The 21,576-nt window shown below is 55.4% G+C and carries 15 protein-coding genes; 9 read left to right on the forward strand and 6 right to left on the reverse strand.

The window, feature by feature from the left end:
* Position 1 precedes the first annotated feature (1 nt).
* The 3 genes from B0B12_RS02655 to B0B12_RS02665 are packed head-to-tail and all read left to right on the forward strand — an operon-like array spanning position 2 to position 3,053.
* The gene (locus tag B0B12_RS02655) at positions 2–778 is read left to right on the forward strand and encodes a glycosyltransferase family 2 protein (protein WP_076667614.1); all 777 of its coding nucleotides are present in this window, start codon (positions 2–4) and stop codon (positions 776–778) included.
* Positions 765–1,415, forward strand: a complete 651-nt coding sequence (locus tag B0B12_RS02660) for a lipid-A-disaccharide synthase N-terminal domain-containing protein (protein WP_076665943.1) — start codon at positions 765–767, stop codon at positions 1,413–1,415. Before B0B12_RS02655 ends, B0B12_RS02660 begins: the two co-directional genes overlap by 14 nt.
* 6 nt (positions 1,416–1,421) lie before the next feature.
* A complete protein-coding gene (locus tag B0B12_RS02665) occupies positions 1,422–3,053 on the forward strand; it encodes a phospholipid carrier-dependent glycosyltransferase (protein ID WP_076665944.1) in 1,632 nt (543 codons plus the stop codon).
* Between the two features lie 12 nt (positions 3,054–3,065).
* Here B0B12_RS02665 and B0B12_RS02670 read toward each other — a convergent pair whose 3' ends face one another.
* Complete coding sequence (locus tag B0B12_RS02670; protein WP_076665945.1) at positions 3,066–3,962, reverse strand: patatin-like phospholipase family protein; 897 nt, start codon at positions 3,960–3,962, stop codon at positions 3,066–3,068.
* A gap of 241 nt (positions 3,963–4,203) precedes the next feature.
* Here B0B12_RS02670 and B0B12_RS02675 point away from each other — a divergent pair, with 241 nt between their 5' ends.
* Both B0B12_RS02675 and B0B12_RS02680 read left to right on the forward strand, forming a co-directional pair.
* On the forward strand, positions 4,204–8,214 hold the full coding sequence (locus B0B12_RS02675) for an Ig-like domain-containing protein (RefSeq protein ID WP_076665946.1): 4,011 nt from the start codon (positions 4,204–4,206) through the stop codon (positions 8,212–8,214).
* 5 nt (positions 8,215–8,219) lie between these two features.
* Entirely contained in the window at positions 8,220–9,215 is a 996-nt protein-coding gene (locus tag B0B12_RS02680) for a PorP/SprF family type IX secretion system membrane protein (protein WP_076665947.1), read from the forward strand.
* Positions 9,216–9,218: 3 nt separating this feature from the next.
* Here the strand turns inward: B0B12_RS02680 and B0B12_RS02685 are convergent, their stop codons facing one another.
* From B0B12_RS02685 to B0B12_RS02695, 3 genes are all read right to left on the reverse strand, one after another.
* Positions 9,219–10,469 (reverse strand): GAF domain-containing sensor histidine kinase, encoded by a 1,251-nt coding sequence (locus tag B0B12_RS02685; RefSeq protein ID WP_083704057.1) that lies wholly within the window; start codon positions 10,467–10,469, stop codon positions 9,219–9,221.
* A gap of 11 nt (positions 10,470–10,480) precedes the next feature.
* Positions 10,481–11,548 carry a COX15/CtaA family protein gene (locus B0B12_RS02690; RefSeq protein ID WP_076665948.1) on the reverse strand — a complete coding sequence of 356 codons (1,068 nt, stop codon included), beginning with the start codon at positions 11,546–11,548 and terminating at the stop codon, positions 10,481–10,483.
* A 75-nt stretch (positions 11,549–11,623) separates the two neighbouring features.
* Positions 11,624–12,082 (reverse strand): DUF2892 domain-containing protein, encoded by a 459-nt coding sequence (locus B0B12_RS02695; RefSeq protein WP_076665949.1) that lies wholly within the window; start codon positions 12,080–12,082, stop codon positions 11,624–11,626.
* A 223-nt stretch (positions 12,083–12,305) separates the two neighbouring features.
* Between B0B12_RS02695 and B0B12_RS02700 the strand changes: the two genes are divergently transcribed.
* The 4 genes from B0B12_RS02700 to B0B12_RS02715 all read left to right on the forward strand — a co-directional run bounded on the left by B0B12_RS02700 (position 12,306) and on the right by B0B12_RS02715 (position 19,851).
* Positions 12,306–12,725: an HYC_CC_PP family protein gene (locus B0B12_RS02700; RefSeq protein WP_083704058.1), complete on the forward strand. Its 420-nt coding sequence runs from the start codon at positions 12,306–12,308 to the stop codon at positions 12,723–12,725.
* 101 nt (positions 12,726–12,826) lie between these two features.
* On the forward strand, positions 12,827–16,588 hold the full coding sequence (locus B0B12_RS02705; RefSeq protein WP_076665950.1) for an efflux RND transporter permease subunit: 3,762 nt from the start codon (positions 12,827–12,829) through the stop codon (positions 16,586–16,588).
* On the forward strand, positions 16,585–18,018 hold the full coding sequence (locus B0B12_RS02710) for a TolC family protein (RefSeq protein ID WP_076665951.1): 1,434 nt from the start codon (positions 16,585–16,587) through the stop codon (positions 18,016–18,018). Before B0B12_RS02705 ends, B0B12_RS02710 begins: the two co-directional genes overlap by 4 nt.
* A gap of 63 nt (positions 18,019–18,081) precedes the next feature.
* Complete coding sequence (locus B0B12_RS02715) at positions 18,082–19,851, forward strand: efflux RND transporter periplasmic adaptor subunit (protein ID WP_076665952.1); 1,770 nt, start codon at positions 18,082–18,084, stop codon at positions 19,849–19,851.
* Between the two features lie 122 nt (positions 19,852–19,973).
* Here the strand turns inward: B0B12_RS02715 and B0B12_RS02720 are convergent, their stop codons facing one another.
* Together B0B12_RS02720 and B0B12_RS02725 are read right to left on the reverse strand one after the other, a co-directional pair.
* Positions 19,974–20,492 carry a GreA/GreB family elongation factor gene (locus B0B12_RS02720; protein WP_076665953.1) on the reverse strand — a complete coding sequence of 173 codons (519 nt, stop codon included), beginning with the start codon at positions 20,490–20,492 and terminating at the stop codon, positions 19,974–19,976.
* Positions 20,493–20,614: 122 nt separating this feature from the next.
* Complete coding sequence (locus tag B0B12_RS02725) at positions 20,615–21,535, reverse strand: lytic transglycosylase domain-containing protein (RefSeq protein WP_076665954.1); 921 nt, start codon at positions 21,533–21,535, stop codon at positions 20,615–20,617.
* Positions 21,536–21,576 lie beyond the last annotated feature (41 nt).

The following is a 21,576-nucleotide window of genomic DNA, read 5'->3' on the forward strand; positions in this document are numbered from 1 at the left end:
TATGGTAAATGAATTCTACCGTGAGGCGCCCGTAAAACCCTCCCTCACAATACTGGTACCGGTTTACAACGAAGCAGAATGCCTGGTGCGGCTGAGCGAGGCCCTGGATGCTTTTCTCCCGCAGTCTCCAATCCCGGCGCAGGTGCTGTTCATCAACGATGGCTCGACAGACAACAGCCTGCACATGATGCGTGAAATATGTGCCCGCCGCCAGGGTTACGGCTACATTTCGCTGAGCCAAAACAAAGGGTTGAGCACGGCCATCAAGGCAGGTATTGACCATTGCCAAAGCACCTACATTGGCTACATCGACGCTGACCTGCAAACCTCACCGCTCGATTTTCTGCTGTTTTTCGAGCACCTACCGGAGCACGAGATGGTGTGCGGCATCCGGATGAAACGCAAGGATACCTTTGTGAAGAAAATCTCCTCCCGCATTGCCAACGGGTTCAGGCGAAGGATGATTGACGACGGCATTGTCGATACGGGTTGCCCGCTCAAAATTGTGGATGCGGCCTATGCGAAGCGGGTGCCATTTTTTGACGGGATGCACCGCTTTTTGCCTGCCCTCATCCAGCTGCAAGGTGGCAGAGTAAAGCAAGTGCCGGTACAGCATTTTGAGCGCTACGCGGGCACTTCCAAATACCATTTGTTCAACCGCATCTGGGGACCGCTGAACGACACCTTTGCCTTCCGGTGGATGCGCAAACGCTACATCCGCTATACCATTGCCGAACAATCCGTGAACAAGACAGCCGCACAACATGAGCAGGTCTGAACTAGGCATACTGAGTCTGGGGCTGATGGCGCAGGCGCTGTTTTCTGCGCGCATTCTGGTGCAATGGATCAAGTCGGAGCGGGCGGGCCGGGTGCTGTCGCCCACCTCTTTCTGGACCTTCAGCCTGCTGGCCTCTTTTCTGCTGATGCTCTACGGCATGTTCCGGCAGGACCTGGTGATCATCGGCGGGCAGGTGGTCTCATACCTGATCTATTTGCGCAACCTGCAGTTTAAAGGGGTTTGGCGGGACTTGCCAGCCTGGGTGCGCTGGTCGGCGTTGCTGTTCCCGATCGCCACGTTTGCCTGGCTGCTTTTCGGGGATGCGTACAGCCTAGCCTATATCTGGAAGCACAACAATGCGTCGGGTTTGCTTATAGCCTGGGGTGGGGCGGGGCAGGTTATTTTCACGCTTCGTTTTGTGTACCAGTGGTATTACTCCGAACTGGCTCAGGAGTCGATCCTGCCGAATGGTTTTTGGGTGATCAGCTTGGTGGGAAGCCTTATGATTGTGACCTATGCCGTGCTACGCCTTGATCCGGTCTTGCTGCTTGGGCAGGTGGTGGGCGTAGTGGCCTACAGTCGAAACTTATACCTGGGGTTGCAGAAGCAGTCGGCCAGTCAACGTACCATTTCCTGACCGGCTATGAAGCGAACCTTGGCAGGTATGCAGGACCATACCCTGGTGGCCGTGTTGCTTCTTGTGCTGTTGTTGGCTTTGCTCTACAACCTTGGCGGTTGGGGCGTCATAGAGTCCAGCGAAGCCCGCTATGCCGAGATTAGCCGCGAAATGCTGGTGAGCGGCGACTGGCTATACCCGCGTCTGCTCGGCATCCAGCACTTCCATAAACCGCCTGTCACCTACCTTATCTCGGCAGCAGGAATGGGCCTCTTCGGGGTGAATGAATTTGGGGTGCGTTTTTTTCTGCAGCTCTCTTTGCTGGCGCAGGCCCTACTGGTCTACCTGATCGCAATGGAAGTATTTCAATCGCGCAAGATTGCCATAACTGCCTTTGTTATTTACGTCACCTTTCCGGCCGTGCTCATCGCTGCCCGTAACCTGACCACCGACTCCTTTTTGACTACCTTCGAGCTGCTGGCCATTTGGGCCTGGCTCAGGTATAAGCCTGAAAAAAAAGTGGGCTGGCTATACCTGTTTTACCTGGCCCTGGCGCTGGCATTTCTCACCAAAGGCCCGGTGGGGCTGATCTTTCCGGTGCTTGTCGCGATAGGGTATAGGGTGGCGCACGCAACAGGCAAGGCCAGTGTTTCGCATCACTTCATTGCCTTCCTGCTGTTTTTGTTGTTGAGCGCTTCCTGGTACGTTTTCCTGATGTGGCAGGACCGGCAGTTTGTCGACTACTTTTTCCTGAATCACATCGTGAAGCGCTATACCAGCCCCGAAACCTTCAGCCGTTCCGAGCCCTGGTGGTTTTACATCGCGTATATTCCGCTCCTGAGTCTACCCTGGTCAGCTATCCTTTTGCTATACCTGCGTAAACTCCGCCTGCTTTCGACGAATCATAAACGCTTGTTTTTTCTGTGGCTGCTCGTGCCGCTGCTGTTTTTTTCTTTCTCCAGTTCTAAGCTTATCCTGTATGTACTGCCCATGCTGGCAGGTATAGCCTTGCTCGTTTCCTGGCTGTTGCACCAGTTGTCTCCCAAAGAACTCCGTATTGTCTCACTTTTCACTTTCCTATACCTGGGTTTGCTTGGGATCGGACTGCTGTTGCTGCGCTGGCTGCCCACCGGCTTATACGTGCCGTTGCCACTGGTAGGGCTGGCAGTGCTCATGCTTGTGGTGTTATACCTGATCTGGCGTTTTGCGGAAATTGGAGTAGGGAAAATAACGGCCGCCGCGCTTGCTTTCACGCTGCTTCTGTTACCTTATTCCACGCACCTGCTGGGAGCTAACCCCGAACAAATCAAATCCAGCGAAGAAATGGCCAACCTGATCAGGGAAAAGGGTTTACAGAACAGGACCATTGTCGTATACGACCGCCTGCTTCCCTCGCTGGCCTTTGAGCTGAACAAGGACATTGTCTCCATCAGCGACCAGCACCACAGCCTGATTCGCGAAACACAGTTTGAGCGAGATGAAGACTGGCGCAACCACCTGTTGCGCATTCAGGACAAACAGGATTCTGTCAAAATTCAGGCTTTGCTCCAGCAGCAAGCGGTCCTGATATCGAAAAGAGCTTTGCCGGAAAACAGGAGTTGGCTGATCGCTCCTTTTGAAAATAGGAAAGAGGTGGGGGTGTGGATCGTGTATTACTAAGTTGACGAACTGCTAACAGCCTGAAGATGGACAGGTATAGGCAACCAAAGCCTTGTGGCAGAGTTCGCGTCCCAGTTCGATCTGGCTTTCCGCTCTATGGAATTCAAAAATAGAGCACGAGTCCACCGGTATTTCGACCAACACGTCGGGTGGGTATACCTGCTGCATAAGGCTGGTCAGGCGGTCCTGGGTCATTTGGTAGGACAGTAACAGCAGTTCTCTGAGGGAATAATCTGAGAGCGGCGAAAAATCTCCGGTAGCGTTCTCCTTGTCCTGGCCTGTCAGGTGCAGCCATTTCCAAAGGGCCGACACAGCCTCCGGGCGCTCGTTCACCTTCAGAATCGGCTTTTCTCCGGTTGCCGGGCCGTTGAGGTTGACTGCTACGACCAATTCATGTTCCTTTTTCTGCACCAGGTTAAGGGGGAGGGGATTGAGCACCCCGCCGTCTACCAGAAACTGTCCGTTCTCGAGCACGGGTGTAAACAAGCCCGGTATGGCAATAGAGGCGCGCAGGGCTTTGTACAGGTCGCCGGAGGTATAGTGGACCTCGTGGTTACGGAGCATATCGGTGGCCACAGCCGTGAAAGGGATTTTGAGGTGTTGTATTTCCTGCGCACCTGTTACTTCCCGCAGTACATTGAACACCTTTTCGCCCTTGATGAAACCTTGCCGGGTAAAGGTGAAGTCAAGCAGGTTGAAGACAGTGCTTCGGGTCATGGTGAGCATCCACTCTTTGTAGGCTTGGTAATAGCCGGCGGCGTACAGCCCGCCCACCACAGCGCCCATCGAGCAGCCGGCCACGCTCACGATCGCGAAGCCCTTTTCCTCCAGCACTTCGATCACGCCAATGTGCGCCAATCCACGCGCGCCGCCGCTTCCCAGCACCAAATGTACCTTCTTGTTTTCCATTCCCCGACAAGATATGTTTTTCATCCAGCATCTTCATACAAAAGTCCCCTATGCTGCCTAAAATTCGTATGTGAAGAGGATGCTTTGTACAAATTCTAGTTTGTTCTCACCACCCAATAAGGTGATAGCACTATATATTCTGGTCCAACTACTCAACCCATAGCGGCATTTTTCGTTTAGCCCTCTGAACCTCCGTAACATTGCCTTAGCAAGGTGTTTTCATTTGATTCATTTAGTTTGTATGAATAAATTCTACTCTTTCGCCTACAGAGAACAAACCAGACGTGCGTTTTTTTTAGTGCTCTTTATAGTAGCTGCATTTGCCGGAATCAAAAGTACAGCTGCCTCTTTTTCCTTTGCTTTTTTCGCCACCGCACCAGCCGCAGTCAAAGCGCAGCCCTCACTAGTGGGAGCCATCACGGTGCAGTGGAATGCCGTAACTGGCGCCAGCCAATACATTATTGAGCGTTCGCTGCTGGCCGACAGAGGCTTTGAGGCGCACGCCACGGTTGCTCCCGTCAGCGGCAAAACAACCTATACCTACCGCGATACCGGACTGGGCTACGGCGAAAGCTATTTCTACCGCGTGAAAGCCGTGACAAGCTCCGGCGACTCTCCCTGGAGCACGACGGTGAGCGCCACTACATACGCGCAGACCAAAACATTTAACATCATGCCGCTCGGCGACTCCAACACCCACGGCACCCGATTCAGCGACATGCGCCCGGACGAGCAACGCATCGCGTACCGCAAACAGCTTTATGACCTGCTCACTGGGGCCCGTGCCCGTTTCACCTATGTGGGCAGTGAGCGGTCGGGCAGTGCTTTTCTGGCAAACGATCAGAACGCAGGCTTTTCAGGATCACGCACAGGTGATATAGCAAGCCTGCTTAAAACCAGCAGTTACCGCAACCAGGGCAATGAATTGGTATCGCGTGGCTCGGGCACCTACCTGGACAAATTTAACCCGGATGTGGTGCTGCTGCACCTGGGCACCAACGGCGGGCAGTGGGGCGTGACGGACGATGACCAGGCCATTGCCGAAATGGCCGCCATACTCGACGAAGTGGACGCTTATGAAGCCAGAGCCAACAAGGAAGTGACCGTTGTGTTGGGACTTATCATCAACCGGGTACTTCAGCCGAATGATCCGGCGGCAGTTGAGTTTACTTCCCGATTCAACGTGAAGCTGGCCGCCATGGCCGAAAACCGCATCCGTACCAAAAGCGACCGCCTGATCGTGGTGGACATGGAGAAAGCGGCCGGCCTCGTTTACCGCATGGCCAGTGAGGGAGGCGACTTCGACGACAGCCTGCATCCATCAGTGTCGGGCTATCAGAAAATGGCAAACCAGTGGTTCAAGGCTTTGGAGCCTTTGCTCAAGCCCTCTACCGTTGGCACCGGTGCCCCGGAAACCACCATCACGCAAAAGCCGACCGAGATATCAAAAGAGAAATCGCCCGCCTTCGCCTTTACAAGCAATAAAAGCCCCGTTTACTTTGAAGTAAGTCTGAACGGTGCGGAATACGCGGTGGTGAGTACGCCCTATACCTTGAGCAACCTGGCTGACGGACGCTATACCTTGTCGGTGCGGGCAGTGGATGCCGCCGGCCGAAAAGATGCCACACCAGCCACCCATACCTGGACCATCGTCACCGAACCGCCAACGCCACCCGTTTTCACAGCGGTGACCGAAGACCGTGGCCCTGTCAACAACGACCGTGTGACTTCGGATAACACCATCCGCTTATCTGGAAAGGCACAGAATGGGGTAGAGGTAACGGTGAGCGAAGCCGAACGCGGCGTGCTGGGCAAAGTGAACACCAACGACAACGGCGACTGGACTTTCAATTACGAAGGCACAGCCTTGCCGGCGGGCGTTTACCGTTTCACCGCTACCGCAACCGACATAGCAGGCAATGTGAGCAAGGTCAGCAGCACTTTTGAAGTTACCATCGACCTGACCCGTCCGGATGTAGCCCTGAGCACCGATGCCAAAGCGCCGGTTACCGCAGCCTTCCCGGTACAGCTTAAATTCACAGAAGAGGTATACGGCCTGGCTGCGGGGGACATTACCGTGACGGGCGCTACATTGGGTGATCTGAAGGAAGTAAACAAATCTACCTACACGGCCACCATCACGCCACCTGCCAATGGGCAGGGTACGGTTGCCATTAGTCTGGCTGCGTCCAAAGCGACTGACCTGGCCGGCAATGCCAACACGGCTTCTGACAAACTGGAGATTACCTATGACCTGAAGCGCCCGAAAGTGACGCTGAGCTCGGATGCCCCGCAGCTCGTGAAAGCGCCGTTTTCAGTGAAGTTTACGTTTGATGAACCGATCATCGGCTTCACAGCTGCTTCGATCAGCGTGCAGAACGGAACGGCAGGGAATCTACAGTCTGAGAGCGCGACCGTCTATACCGCTACCATCAGTCCGACAACGGATGGCGAAGTAGTGGTGAGTCTGGCGGAGAACAAAGTGAAGGACGAGGCTGGCAATGGCAACGAGGCTTCTGCAGAACTGAAGCGCCTCTATGACGTGGCCCCGCCAACCGTCACACTGGCTACTACGGCGGCCGAACTGACGAATGCCGCTATACCTGTCACGGTTACGTTCAGTGAGCCTGTCACCGGACTTGCCTTGACCTCTTTTAGTACCACCAACGGCAAGCTGAGCAACCTGCAGAAAACGGGCAACACCACCTATACCTTGGTACTGACGCCTGAAAAAGACGGCGAGGTAAGCCTGCTGTTGGCTGCTGGCAAAGTCGAAGACCAGGCCGGAAACGGGAACACCGCCTCCAACATGCTCAAGCGCCAATACGATGCTACGGCGCCTACCGTGGTGCTGAGCACAGATGCACCGGAACTGACCAACAAGCCTTTTACAGTAAGCTTTCAGTTTAGCGAAGCAGTGGAAGGGTTTGCTTTGGCCGACATCACGGTAGCGAACGGTGCAGCCAGCGAGTTTAAGAAAACAGACGACAACAAGTATAGCGCCCTGATCAGACCCGCAGCCGATGGCGAGGTGACCGTGCGACTGGCAGCAGGTATAGCGCAGGATGCGGCGGGCAACCCTAATGCCGCCTCCAGTGCACTGAGCATCCGCTACGACGCTACCGCCCCATCCGGCTACGCCGTGGCTTTCGGCACCGACAAAGTGGACCATAACAACCAAAACCAGGTTGCCTTCAGCGTGAAAGGAGCGGAGCAGGGAGCCACTTACTTCTACACCATCAGCAGCGACAAAGGTGGCACCGAAGTATCGGGCACAGCCAGCACAACAGCCACCTCCTTTACTATCGATAATCTCTATTTGAGCGGTTTGAACGATGGCACGCTCACCCTCCGTTTTTACCAGGTGGACGCCGCCGGCAACCGCGGGGCTGATGCCACGGCGCAGGTGGTGAAGTTGACCAAGAACATTGCAGCGGTGAGCAGCCTGGATGCGATCAGCGTCAAGTTCCGGACCAGCTTCGAGGACCTGCCATTGCCCTCGCAGGTGAAGGTGCGCTATACCAACGGCGAGGAAGAAGACCTGGAGATAAAGTGGCAACAGGGCAACTACAATGGACTGGAGCCCGGCACCTATACCTTGAGAGGAGACCTGGTGCTGAAGCCGAACACCACCAACCAGGACAACCGCAAGGCTAACATCGCCGTGACCGTGGAGCCGAACCAACCACCGACAGCCGTCGCCATCAGCCAGAATTCGTTTAAACCGGATGCCCCTCCGGTGGATCCCTTGCTGACTTTCAGCACCACCGATCCGGATGATGACACCCATACCTATACCTTGGTGAACGGACAGGGCGCCCAACACAACGGCTATTTTGAGCTCCGGGACGACAAGCTTTACCTGAAAGCTACGAACGGTTTGTCGGGCATCCGCAACTTCCAGATCCGGGTGCGCACCACTGATCCTTACCAGAACAGTTTTGAGCAGACATTCACCCTGAACAAGGAGGTATACCAACCGGCCAACCCGATAAAACTGGTGAACGCCTTCTCGCCGGACGGCGATGGTGTGAACGATACCTGGACCGTGCCCGAACTCCGGTATTATGACGAAGTCAGCATTCAGGTGTTCGACCGGGCAGGCAGGAGGCTCTTCCACACCACCAACCCGGAGCAGGGCTGGGACGGCCGCAGTCAGGACGGGCAAGTCAAGGAGGGGTCTTATTTCTACATCATCGAGGTGAAGGACATTAACCTGGTGCAGAAGGGTGTATTAACGGTACTTAAGTAAGCGTAATGAACAGAATATTTTTAGCAGCGATACTTTTTTTGACCATTTCGGGACTGCAGGCGCAGAACCGCAAGTATATCAGCAATTTCTCGGCCTTTCAGCACTACTACAACCCGGCGCTTACCGGCAATGAAGGCTCCATGGTCCGGACCTATTACCGCAACCAGTGGACGGGCTTTGAAGATGCTCCCAAAACACTGTTTTTCTCCGGTGAACTGGATCTGGCGGACCTGAACAAGACAACAGATAAAACCAGCCACTACCAGTTCCGGGATTCGCGCAGTAATTATATGGGTGCGCAACACGCCTTTGGCCTGATTGCCCTGCAGGAGCGCTTCGGCCCGACCAGAGAAACGCAGCTTGGCCTGAATTATGGTACCGGCGTGCGACTCTCGCAGTCGCTCAGCCTGCGGTTCGGCACCTCGCTTACCTTCAACAACTTCCGCCTCGATGGCAACAGCCTGGTGGTGGATAACACCGGCGACCCGCGCTTCCAACACGTGCTCAACAACCAGAACAGCATGAGCAAGTTCGACCTGAACCTCGGTTTTGCCCTGGCATCTGCCAATTATTACCTCGGCTACGCGATGCAGGACATCACCAGAGGGCACTTTTTGAAAGGGGGCGATAATTTCATGAAAGATGTGTACACCCGCAAGCACCTTTTGCAGGCTGGTTTCCGGGCCTCGCTGGCAGAGCCCTTTGGGCTAATTGTCAACGGCCTTTACCAGTACGATGAGCAGCTGAAAGGCACTGTAGAAGGGCAGGCGAAAGTGGTGTATGACGAACTGTTGTGGCTAGGTGCCGGTTATCGTAACGACCAGGCCTTTCATGTGGCAGCCGGTCTGCATTACCGCCAGTTCCGTATTACCTACGCCTACGAAAGCCCCATCAAAGAGGCCCGCTCCATCAGCCGCTCCACCAACGAAATCGGGCTGGCCTATACCTTCCGTCAGCTTCCGACAGTCCGCACAGGCAGTAGCAGACCTTCGTTCTGGTAGGATCTAGCCCGCGTGCGATACCAGGCCAATCGGGATAAGGAGCTCAAAGGAAGTCCCGAGGCCCGGGGTGCTTTGTACCTGCATGGTACCGCGCAGGCTCTCGAGGAGTTGGCGCACGAGTTGTAAGCCCATGCCGAAGCCATGCTCGCCCTGCGTACCAACGGTGCTCGGCGCCTTTCCCTTCACGATCGCATCGACCTGCTCCTGGCTAAGGCCTATACCTGTGTCCTGCACCTGAATTTTCAGTACCCGGTTGTTCTGAGACATGGTCAGGTCCAGGCTAACAGTAACCTCGCCCAGTGGAGGCGTGAACTTAAGGGCGTTGGAAACCAGGTTCACGGTAATCTGCATCAGCCTGTTTTTGCTGAAAATGATGTTGCCGAGCTCTTCATTGATGTGCACCGCAAAGCCGATGGCCTTTTCGGAGGCCTGCGGCTGGAAGAGTTGCTCCAGCGCGTCTTTGAATTTCGAAAGTGTGGTTTCATTCTCGATCTCGGGTTGAGCTGCCTGCATTTGTGTGGGCTGGAGAATCTCATCAGCCAGTGTCAGCAGCGAAGTACCGCTTTTATGAATCATCAGGCATATCTTTAGCACCTCTTCCGGACTACTTTTGCCTTCCTTTTGGATCAGCCTTTTCGCCAGCCCCGTTATTCCGCCAATCGGACCGCGCACATCATGGGCTACCCGCCGATTCACCGCTCTGGCCTCCGCCAGCTCGCTGCGCAAGGTATGCACCTCCTTCAGGAGCAGCAGCCGTTTTACGATTTCATTGGCCAGGGACTTAAGCAGGTCTTTTTCGTCAGTAGAAAGTTTTACCTCTTCTTTGTCCACTACACAAAGTGCGCCTATGTTGTGACCGTCCGGGGTACGCAGCGGTACGCCAAAGTAATAGCGCAGCATGGGACCGTCTTCGATGCCGGGCAGTTCTCTGAAGCGTTCATCTTCCTGCAGGTTCTGTACCTCAAAATGATCCTCTTCCAGAATCGTGTACTGGCAAACCGTATTTTCGCGGGGCGTCTGCATAACCGCCATGCCATGTCCGGCAACCGTCCACTGTGTGTAAAGGTCGATCAGGTTCACCAGCGAGATTTCTGTGCCGGTTACCCGGGCAGCCAGGCTGGTGAGTTCTGCAAACTCCTGGTCTAAGGCATTGTAGTCTAAGTCAAAAGACAATAGGTCAAAGACACGCTTGCTTTCATTTTCAGGATAAGGCGCTTGCCGGGAGTTGGTGGTGGGCATGCAGGTAGAAGACATGGTTGTATAAGCTAAACGAGTTGGCGAGGGGAGGAAATTGTGCGGTCTGCTTTAACAAGCGCTATTTGGCGCAATTGGTGAACGGTGAGCACGGCCATGGAGAACAGCAGAACAGCCACCAGCTGGTGCAGCACGCCCAGGCTGATCGGCACACGAAGTACCAGCGTGAAGATGCCCAACAATACTTGTGCTATACCTGTGAGCAGTAGTAAGTTAGTCATCTGTCGGGCATTACCTACCCAAAACTGCTGTCGTACCCTGTACCACAGCAATATGATGCCGCCTAGCGCCACAAAAGCAAACCAGCGGTGCAAGAACTGCATAGCCACGCCATTCTCAAAAAATTCAGCTATGGAAATACCCTGGAACACGTCTGGAAGGAGCGTACCCTGCATCAGCGGCCAGGTATTGTAAGAGAAGCCGGACTTAAGTCCCGCCACAAAAGCTCCCAGCACAATCTGCACCAGCACAGCGCTCAGCACCCACCACGACAAGGTATAGGCTGGTCGCCTGCCTTTGGAACTGCTTTGTACAGGTGCCACCAAATCGGCCACCGTCCAGAGGATCGTGCCCACCAGCAGCAGGGCCATACACAGGTGCGCGGCCAACCGGTAGTGACTCACATGCGGGTTTTCACTTAGTCCGCTCATCACCATCACCCAGCCCATCACGCCCTGCGCCATACCTAGTAACAGGATCAGGATGAGACGTTTTACGAGCCAGGGAGCCAGTGCTTTGCGGTAAAGGAAGTAAAGGAAAGGAACAATGAAAACAACACCAATCAGGCGGCCCAGCAGGCGGTGCAGGTACTCCCACATGAAAATCTGCTTGAAGCCCGCCAGGTCCATGCTGAAGTTGAGTTTCTGGTACTCCGGAAACTGCTTGTACTTGTCGAACATCACGAGCCACTCGGCCTCCGAGAGCGGGGGCAGTGTGCCTGAGATGAGGTTCCACTCCGTGATGGAAAGGCCGGAGCCGGTCAGGCGAGTGATGCCCCCGATGATGACCATGGCCACCACCAGCACAATGCCGCTGATGAGCCAGATAATGACAGGTTTGGAAACCGTATTTTGTCGCATAACATGGAAAAAGACAAATATCCATGTTTTTGGCCTGTCAGAAGATGATAAATGTCACTTTTTTCAAATTTATACCTAGGTAGTTCGCACCGTGTTCAGAACTTCTGTTGGAGAGCTTTTAGTGGATATGGCATCAAAATCGCCGCGCAGGGCCTTGAGGGCGTAGCGTTCCTCGTCAATCTCCCGTCGGCTGCGGATGCCGAGCGACCGCATGATGGGCAGGGGAGGGCACCAACCCTGCAGCCCGTGCTGCAGCAGAAAGGCAGACACGATACCGGGTAGAATGAACCAGCGCCTGTTTACAAAAGCGCCCAGCAAAGTGCCGGAAAGCGCAAGGGTAGAGGCATTTACCTCCAAGGTACGTTCGATGCTCCACTCCTGGTCGAGCTCCCGGATACGCTCTGAAATTTCGGCGTAGCTGCGCCCTTTGTAGCGGCTTATGCTGTGTCGGATAGAGCTGTCTATCCGCTCGTTTATACTGTCGGCCGTGCTCTCACGCACGCGCCCTTGTTCTTCCTGATCTATCGTTGCCATTTGGTTTGGGTCGTGAATATCTTACTATAGTGCTATACGTCTTTGCACGAATATTTAGTTGTGCTGAAGAGGAATCATGTCGCGAGTAAGATGCGGTATGGCGCCAATCGGCGGTCTTTCGTCGTTTTTCATAAGCTTTCGTACAAAATCTGTAAGCCACTTCGGCTTTTACTGGCTATATTTGCAAAAAAACAGTACTTTCGTCTGAAGAGACACTTTGATATTGAAGCTAATTCGCACCATACTGACCCTGACACTGGCCTTGCTGGTTGTTTTCTCCTCTGTGGGGATGACGATCACACAGCATTTGTGCGCAGGGGAGGTGATGGCCACGGCGTTCTTCTCGCATAGCGCCAACTGCGAAATGGAGAAGCAGCGCGAGTCCCTGCCAGACTGCCACAAACCGGTGATGGACGACGACTGCTGCCAGAACCAGACGCTGGTACTGGAAGTGGAAGACGAGCAGCAAGTCAGCCCGACCTTTAAACTGTCCGTTCCGGATATGACCTTTATCGCTGCCTTCACGGCGGTGTGGTCAGCCTTTTTCCAACTTTATGAACCGGCCTATACCCATGTGCCGGACTACGCACCGCCCTACCTGGCGTTGGACATCCCCGTTCTGGTGCAATCCTTCCTGCTATAAACCCGCTTTTTCGATGATGCCCGGCCACGCTGGTCAGGTATAGCTTTTGGTTTTCCCCAACCGGGAAAGGCCATTTTCATTTGCATTCAATCGAACAAAGCATGTTAAACAGCATTATCAAATTCTTTCTTGAACAGAAGCTGGTTACTGTCCTGCTGCTGCTCCTTATTGTAGGCTGGGGCATAATCGTGGCGCCTTTCAACTGGAACGTGACCTTCCTGCCCCGCGATCCGGTTCCGGTCGATGCCATACCTGACATCGGCGAAAACCAGCAAATTATCTTTACTGAGTGGATGGGTCGCTCGCCGCAGGACGTGGAAGACCAGATCACCTATCCGCTCACAACCTCCCTTTTGGGTATGCCCGGGGTGAAGACCATCCGCTCCACGTCCATGTTCGGCTTTTCGAGCATCTATGTTATTTTCGAAGATGATGTGGAGTACTACTGGAGCCGCTCCCGCATCCTCGAAAAACTAAACTCCCTGCCAGCCGACCTGCTGCCAGCCGAAACCACACCGAAGCTCGGACCGGACGCCACCGCGCTCGGGCAGGTATACTGGTATACCTTGGAGGGGCGTGACGAGGATGGCAATCCTGCCGGTGGCTGGGACCTGCATGAACTGCGCAGCATCCAGGACTTTTATGTGAAGTATGCCTTGTCCGGAGCGCAGGGGGTGGCCGAAGTGGCCTCCGCGGGTGGCTATATCAAAGAGTACCAGGTAGACCTCGACCCGGTGGCGATGAAGGCCAACAACGTCTCCATGATGGAGGTGATGAACGCCCTCAAAAACAGCAACCAGGAGGTGGGCGCCAGTACCGTGGAGATCAACCAGATCGAGTACCTGGTGCGCGGACTGGGCTACGTGAAGGAGATCGGTGACATTGAGAACGCGACAGTGCGGGTGGCCAACAACGTACCGATCCGCATCCGCGACATCGGGCGGGTGAACATCGGACCGGCTGACCGCTCCATGCTGGGCCTGCTCGACAAGAGCGGTGCCGAGGCTGTGGGCGGCGTGGTGATTGCCAGGTATGGCGACAACCCGCTGGCCGTGATCAACAATGTGAAAGCGAAGCTGGATGAGATTTCAGCGGGTCTGCCCTCCAAAAAACTGGCTGATGGGCGCACTTCCAAAGTGACCGTTGTGCCTTTCTACGACCGCACCCACCTGATCAACGAAACCCTCGGAACGCTCAACTCCGCCATCATTCTGCAGATTCTGATCACCGTTATTGTGATCATCGTGATGGTGTACAACTTGCGGGCTTCGATGATGATCTCGGCGCTCCTGCCGCTGGCCGTGTTGATGACCTTCATCATGATGAAGTACTTCGACGTGGACGCCAACATTGTGGCCCTGTCAGGTATAGCCATTGCCATCGGTACCATGGTCGACCTGGGCATCATCCTCAACGAGAACATCCTGCGGCACCGGGAAGAGGCTCCGCCAGGGACCCCGCTGCTCACGATCGTGTACAACGCCACCACGGAGGTCGCCACCGCTATCATAACAGCTGTTTCCACCACGGTGGTCTCGTTCCTGCCGGTGTTCACGCTGGAGGCTGCGGAGGGCAAACTCTTTGGTCCCCTGGCCTATACCAAGACCTTTGCGCTGGTGGCTTCTCTTGTCTTTACGCTGGTGTTCATGCCGGCCTTTGCGCACGTAATCTTCGGACTGAAATCGCGCAACGTGGCCTGGAGCAAGATGATGAACTGGGCACTCGTAGGTATAGGTATAGCAGGCCTGTTCATTCTGCCGCTGGCAGGTATAACGCTGCTGCTGGTAGCCGCCAACAATCTGCTCAAAATCTACCAGCCGGAGCGTTTCGGCAGATACCACAGTCAGCTACTGGTCGGCATTGTAGCCTTGGCCATGTCCTGGCTGCTGGCGACGGAGTGGGTGCCGTTGGGCGTGTCGGTGAGCTATTTTGTTAACTTCATCTTCATCCTGCTGGTCATCGGTCTGTCACTGGGGCTATTCTTGTTCTTCATCAGGGTATACCCGCGCGTGCTGGGCTGGTGCCTGGCCAACAAAGGCACTTTCCTGCTGATCCCGGCTTTCATCATGCTACTGGGGCTCAACATCTGGATCGGCTTTAATGGCGTGTTCGGCTGGGTGGCGACCGGCTTCGACAAGCTAGGGGTGAACGTGCGCACTTCGGCTCCGTGGAGCAGCCTGGTGCATACCTTCCCGGGCATGGGCAAAGAATTTATGCCTTCGCTCGACGAGGGAGCCTTCCTGTTGATGCCGACCTCCATGCCACACACTGGCGTAGAGGCCAACAAGCGCTACCTGCAACAGCTCGACATGCTCATCACGGCTATACCTGAAGTGGAGATGGTGGTGGGCAAAGCCGGTCGTGCTGAAACGGCGCTGGACCCTGCCCCAATGTCGATGTACGAGAACGTGATCCAATACAAGTCCGAGTACATCACAGATGCCAACGGGTATAAGGTCCGATTCAAGGTAGACGACGAAGGTAATTTTGTGCGCGACGCGAAGGGCGACCTGATCGAAGACGACAGCGGCGAATACTTCCGGCAGTGGCGCGACCACATCCGCACGCCGGACGACATCTGGAACGAAATTGTGACGGTGGCCGAATTGCCGGGCGTGACTTCTGCTCCCAAACTGCAGCCGATCGAAACCCGATTGGTGATGCTGCAGACAGGTATGCGCGCACCCATGGGCGTGAAGGTATACGGACCCGACCTGCAGACCATCGAGGAGTTCAGCATGCAGCTGGAGCGCCTGCTCAAAGAGGTGCCGTCTGTGAAGCCGGAGGCTGTGTTTGCAGACCGCTCACTGGGCAAGCCCTACATGGAAATCGACCTCGACCGCCGCGCCCTGGGCCGCTACGGACTGAATGTGGCCGACGTGCAGGAGTACATCGAAGTGGCGATGGGCGGCATGGCCTTGACCACAACCGTGGAAGGTCGCGAGCGCTATTCCATCCGGGCGCGCTACGCCCGCGAGTACCGCAACGACCCCGAGTCGGTGAGCCGCATCATGATCGCCAATCCGCAGGGAGGACAGATCCCGCTCGCGGCCATCGCCAAAGTCGAGTTCCGTCCGGGACCGATGATGATACGATCTGAAGACTCTTTCCTGACCGGCTACGTGCTGCTCGATAAACAAGAGGGTTTTGCCGAAGTGACGGTGGTGGAGGACGCCCTGCGCTACCTGCAGCAGAAGATCGACAGCGGTGAGCTGGTGGTGCCGACAGGCGTGAGCTACAAATTCTCCGGCAATTACGAAAACCAGGTGCGTGCCGAAGAAAGGCTGGCCTTTATTGTGCCGCTCAGCTTGTTGGTTATTTTCCTCATCCTGTATTTCCAGTTCCGTTCGGTGAGCACCTCGCTCTTCATCTTCACGGCAATCGCCATGGCCTTTGCGGGGGGCTTTATGATGCTCTGGCTTTACGGGCAGGATTGGTTCATGAACTTCTCGTTTGGCGAGACCAATATGCGGGAGCTCTTCCAGATGCGCACCTTTAACCTGAGCGTGGCGGTGTGGGTAGGCTTTATCGCCCTGTTTGGCATCGCCACCGACGATGGTGTGGTGATGGGCACCTACCTGAAGCAAAGCTTTGAGCGCAACACCCCGCAGACGCGCGATGAAGTGCGGGCGGCTGTGATGGAGGCAGGAAAGCGCCGTGTGCTACCCTGCCTGATGACCACGGCCACTACCTTGCTGGCGCTCTTACCGGTGCTCACCTCTTCGGGGCGCGGCTCCGACATCATGATCCCGATGGCGATCCCTTCCTTCGGGGGAATGTTCGTGGCCCTGATCACCCTGCTGATTGTGCCGGTGCTGTACAGCTGGCGCGAAGAACTTAAAATCAAAAAAGATACCGTATGAAAAAGATACTGGCTTTTATAGGCTTGCTGCTGGGGGCCATGCCCCTGGCGCAGGCACAAACACTGGAGGAGTACCTGGTAGAAGCAGGCGAAAACAGCCCGACGCTGAAAGCCCGTTACGCCGAGTACCAGGCCGCCCTGCAGCGTGCGCCACAGGTGGGCGCCCTGCCTGATCCGGAGGCTTCTTTCGAGTTCTTCCTGCAGCCGATGGAGCGCTACATGGGCAAGGAGGTGGGGGGTGTGTCCGTGATGCAGATGTTCCCTTGGTTTGGCACCAACAAGGCGGCCAGAGACGAGGCGAACTACATGGCGCAGATGAAGTTTGCTTCTTTCATCGAGGCGAAGATCAACCTGTACCACGATGTGCGCACCGTTTGGTACCAGCTCTACGAAAACGACCAGGTGTCTGTGCTGATGGACCGTGAACTGGAGATCATGAAAGCGCTGGAGCGGATGGCGCTGGCCAGGTATACCTCGGCCCCGGCAGGCGGCACTTCGGGCACCGCCACACCACCTCGTAGCACCACAGGCAGCTCGGCCGCCACAAGCAGTGGCGGCAGCATGTCCGGTATGGGAGGTATGGGCACTTCTGGTAGTTCCGGAGGTAGTGTGGCGAGCAGCGGCGGAGGTTCGGCAGGTATGGGCGGTATGTCTACAATGGGTAGCTCCGGCGGTTCCTCCATGGTAGACGTGATGCTGATCCGTTTGCAGCTGAAAGAGCTCGAAAATCAGGTGAAAATCCACCACGAGGCTCGTCGCCCGCTGCAGGTGCAGTTCAACCAATTGCTGCGCCGCCGCCCGAGCATGACGGTGCTGTCAGCTGACACGCTGCTGCCTGCGCCGTTGCCGGCTACTTTGTCGCTGATCGAAGATTCTATCCGCAGCAACCACCCGATGCTCAAAATGTATGAGTGGGACGAGAAGGCCCGAGCGTCGCAATTGCGCATGGCCCAGCTGATGGGCCGGCCGATGTTCGGGGTAGGACTGAACTACATGATCTTCCAGCCGCGCACAGATGTGATGATGGGCGAAATGGCGGGGGAGAACATGATCATGCCGATGGTGAGCGTAACGCTGCCGATCTACCGTAAAAAATACAATGCGGCCAGGAAAGAAGCGGAATTCTCGCAGCAGGCGGCCACTTATCAGAAGGAAGCAACGGAGCGGGAGCTGTTCACGGAGTTGGAAAACCTGCTGTACCAGTATCAAAGCGCTGTGAGCCGGATCAACCTGCTGAAAGACCAGATCCAGCTGACGGAGCAAGCCATGCGATTGCTCACGACCAACTACGCGGTGTCAGGCACAGGTATAGACGAGATCCTACGGCAGCGACAATCGTTGCTCAGCTACAGGCAACAGCAGGTACAGGCCATTACAAACCAAAATATTGCCGTGTCGGCCATTAACCGGATGATGCAGGGTGATAATTAATATTGACGATAGACCATTGCATTGCCTTTTGTCACAAAACCAATTGTCTAAAAATTAGAAAAAATGACAGCTAGAAATAAAAGAATCGGAACCTACCTACTCGTGGCCCTGGGCGGATTGCTGCTGGGCTGGCTGCTGTTTGGCGGAGGAGGTTCACAACAGGGGCACGACCATGCCGGTGGGGTGGCCGAAGCCACCGAGTATACCTGCTCAATGCACCCGCAGATCCGGCAGGACGGACCGGGCAAATGTCCGCTCTGCGGCATGGACCTGATACCGGTGAGCAGTGGCGGAAGCGGCGGCAAGACGAGCCGTTATGTGCTGGAGATGACACCGGAGGCCATTGCGCTTTCAAACATCCAGACAACAAAACTGGATATGGTTGATCCAGAGAATGAGCTGACGCTTTCAGGTCGCGTGACGCTGAATGAGCAGCAGGTTTCGTCTATCACGGCCAAGTTTCCGGGTCGCATTGAGCGGCTTTACGTGAACTTTACGGGCCAGCAAGTGCGCCGTGGCGAGCGGTTGGCTTCGCTTTACTCTCCGGAACTGATCACGGCACAGCGCGAGCTGCAGGAAGCCGCCAAAGCCAAAAGTCTGATGCCTGAGCTCTACGAAGCAGCCCGCGCCAAACTCAAGCTTTGGAAGCTGAGTGATGCCCAGATCAAACGCATCGAGAGTGCTTCCGACATCATTACCAACTTTGACATCTACTCCGACGCTACCGGGGTGGTAACGGAGCGCCTGGTAAGCACCGGGGATTATGTGACTACGGGCTCTGCGCTATTCGCAGTGGCCAACCTGTCGTCGGTGTGGGTGGTGCTGGACGCGTATGAAGCTGATATGTCTTGGATCAAGCAGGGTGGCAACATCACCTTCACAGTGCCAGGTATACCGGGCAAGGAATTCACGGCGAAGGTTGCTTTCATCACGCCGGTACTCGATGCCACCACGCGCGCCATTGAGGTGCGGGCGGAGGTGCAGAATCCGGGAAACCAACTGAAGCCAGGTATGTTTGCTAATGCCAGTATCAAGACATCGACAGGCGCCAAGCAGCAATCCTTGTCGGTGCCAAGCAGCGCCGTGTTGTGGACCGGCAAACGCTCGGTGGTATATGTGAAGGTAGACGGAGAAGAGATGCCGGCCTTCGAGATGCGCGAAGTAACGCTCGGTCCTCGTATGGGTGACAACTATGTGGTGGAGTCTGGTTTACAGCCAGGAGAGGAAGTGGTAACCAACGGGGTATTTGCCGTAGACGGGGCCGCCCAGCTGCGCGGCAACTACAGCATGATGTCGCTGCCACCGGCAGGCGGTCCGCAGGCACCAGCGGCTTTTCAGAAACAACTGACCGGTCTTGTGGACCAGTACTATACCTTGAAAAACGCCCTGGTGGCTTCGGACATACCGGCGGCGCGTCAGGCGGCGGGCACTTTTGCTATGAAGCTAGGTGAAGTGGACATGAACGAACTCGACGACAAGCTACACGACCAGTGGATGGCACTGCTCCCAACGCTGAAATCAAATGCCGAAGCCATTCAGAAAAGCCGCGATCTGGAAAAGCAGCGGGCAGCTTTCTCGCCGCTGTCAGACTACATGATCGAAGCCGTGAAGGTGTTCGGGATACAGCATGACGTGGCCTACATCCAGTCCTGTCCCATGGCCCTCGGCGACAAAGGTGCTTTCTGGCTGAGCGAGATCAAGGATATTCGAAACCCTTACTTTGGGGAGGCTATGCTGGCTTGCGGAGAGACCGAGGAAACTTACAGGAAAGGCCAAAGTCGGGCAACTGACGCGACTGAGGCTCCCAAAGCGATGCAGGGGCATCAGCATTAATCTGGCATTAGCGCCTGTTTGAGATTGTCATTTCGAACGCAGTGAGAAATCTGGAGTGGTATAGAGCAACCAATTCAGATTTCTCGCTTTGCTCGAAATGACATTTTTTGTTTTGCTGCTCCTCAGCTGTACCTGATCTCCATCACCTCCACTTCCTCTTCCACACGGCCTAATTTCAGTTTGAGCTTTTGTCCAACTTTAGCGCCGGTTATGGCCTGGGCAATGGGGGCTACGAAGGCGATCAGGCCTTGCATGACATCGGCTTCGTCCACCCCGACGATGGTGAACTTTCGGATGGTGCCAGGCTTTCCACCACTAATAGTGCGCAGCTTGACGGTGGCGCCAAAGCGCACTTCATCGGGGCTTTGCTCTAGCGGGTCGATGACTCTGGCACTGGCGATTCTGCTGTTCAGGGCACTAAGTTTTCCGTTGAGGATCGTGAGTTGGCGGGTGCGGTCGGCCTCATTTTCGCGGTTAGCTTCTGCCTGGCTGCGCTCGGCTTCCAGTTCCTCCAGCTCGGCACGCAGCTTTTCCAGTCCCTCTGGACGAACATAGTTCGGCACCCCTGCCGGGAGTGCAGCCCGGGGTGGAATGATGGGCGCTTCGCCCGCGTCGTCTTCTTTTACAAATGCACGGCTCATGCCTCGTTATACAGCAAGGGAGCGACAGATGTTTCTGCCGCTCCCTTTTCTGTTGGTCAGGTATAGGCTGTATACCTTGAAAAATAATTTATACAGTAAATCCTTTGTATGTTGTCAAAAAACTACATCGGCATTTGCAGCACATACTCTTTGCCTTCCGGCACGGTCAGCTTGTACCCTCTGATCCAGGGGTTGTAAAGGCGCAGCGTTTTGTAGTTGATGCCCTGCTCCAACGCGAAGGCAGGCAGGTCAGCTATAGTTTTGCTTACAGTGAGCGGCTTGCTCGGCAGGGGCTTGTAACCGTGCTCCTCGGCCAGGTCGAAACCGTACTTCTGCGGGTTGCCCAGGATTTCTTTCAAAGCCAGGATGCGGAACATGTAGCGGGAAGTCTCGTCGTTGAGGTATAGGTCGTAGTAGTCCGTTACGCCTTGCTGTTTCATGGCGCGGTCTATACCTGCCATGCCGCGGTTGTAAGAGGCGGCGGCGTTGGTCCAGTTTCCGAACTTGGCTTTGGCAGTTTTAAGGTAGCGACAAGCAGCCAGCGTAGACTTCTGAATGTGATAGCGCTCGTCTACTTCACCGTTCACCACCATGCCATACCCGCGGGCCGTGTCGGGCATGAGCTGCCAGAAACCAGATGCACCTGCCGGAGAAGTCACGTGGCTCAGCAGACTTTCGGCCAGGGCCAGGTATACGAAATCCTCCGGAATGTCATTCTCCTTCAGCATTTGCTTGATCTCCGGAACGTAACGTTGCATGCGTTTGAGGGCCAGCAGGGTAGAGGTATGTAGGTATGAGTTGGCCAACAGTTCGCGGTCGAGTCGCTCGGCCACATCGGGCACATGCAGCGGCACCGGCTCCCCTGCAAACGTGATGGCGTCGGGCAGGGCGGGAGAGGTGAAGATCTGTCTGTTTGTTTCAAAAGCCCGATCGCTGCGCTCATTTGGCGTGGCGTTCAGCTTCAGGCTGTTCTCGCCGGTGAATTGTAAAACCAACAAGGGGGCAACCAATACCCATCCGTACTTGATAAACTGCTGTTTCATAGCGTGCTCCTTTCTTATACCTGTTAAATAACCCGAAAACC

It is taken from the genome of Pontibacter indicus, from assembly GCF_900156345.1.
Classification (GTDB): Bacteria; Bacteroidota; Bacteroidia; order Cytophagales; family Hymenobacteraceae; genus Pontibacter; species Pontibacter indicus.

Coding starts and splice junctions, on each gene's coding strand:
- B0B12_RS02655 (WP_076667614.1), top strand. CDS start 2: ATGGTAAATGAATTCTACCGTGAGGCGCCCGTAAAACCCTCCCTCACA.
- B0B12_RS02660 (WP_076665943.1), top strand. CDS start 765: ATGAGCAGGTCTGAACTAGGCATACTGAGTCTGGGGCTGATGGCGCAG.
- B0B12_RS02665 (WP_076665944.1), top strand. CDS start 1,422: ATGAAGCGAACCTTGGCAGGTATGCAGGACCATACCCTGGTGGCCGTG.
- B0B12_RS02670 (WP_076665945.1), bottom strand. CDS start 3,962: ATGGAAAACAAGAAGGTACATTTGGTGCTGGGAAGCGGCGGCGCGCGT.
- B0B12_RS02675 (WP_076665946.1), top strand. CDS start 4,204: ATGAATAAATTCTACTCTTTCGCCTACAGAGAACAAACCAGACGTGCG.
- B0B12_RS02680 (WP_076665947.1), top strand. CDS start 8,220: ATGAACAGAATATTTTTAGCAGCGATACTTTTTTTGACCATTTCGGGA.
- B0B12_RS02685 (WP_083704057.1), bottom strand. CDS start 10,469: ATGTCTTCTACCTGCATGCCCACCACCAACTCCCGGCAAGCGCCTTAT.
- B0B12_RS02690 (WP_076665948.1), bottom strand. CDS start 11,548: ATGCGACAAAATACGGTTTCCAAACCTGTCATTATCTGGCTCATCAGC.
- B0B12_RS02695 (WP_076665949.1), bottom strand. CDS start 12,082: ATGGCAACGATAGATCAGGAAGAACAAGGGCGCGTGCGTGAGAGCACG.
- B0B12_RS02705 (WP_076665950.1), top strand. CDS start 12,827: ATGTTAAACAGCATTATCAAATTCTTTCTTGAACAGAAGCTGGTTACT.
- B0B12_RS02710 (WP_076665951.1), top strand. CDS start 16,585: ATGAAAAAGATACTGGCTTTTATAGGCTTGCTGCTGGGGGCCATGCCC.
- B0B12_RS02715 (WP_076665952.1), top strand. CDS start 18,082: ATGACAGCTAGAAATAAAAGAATCGGAACCTACCTACTCGTGGCCCTG.
- B0B12_RS02720 (WP_076665953.1), bottom strand. CDS start 20,492: ATGAGCCGTGCATTTGTAAAAGAAGACGACGCGGGCGAAGCGCCCATC.
- B0B12_RS02725 (WP_076665954.1), bottom strand. CDS start 21,535: ATGAAACAGCAGTTTATCAAGTACGGATGGGTATTGGTTGCCCCCTTG.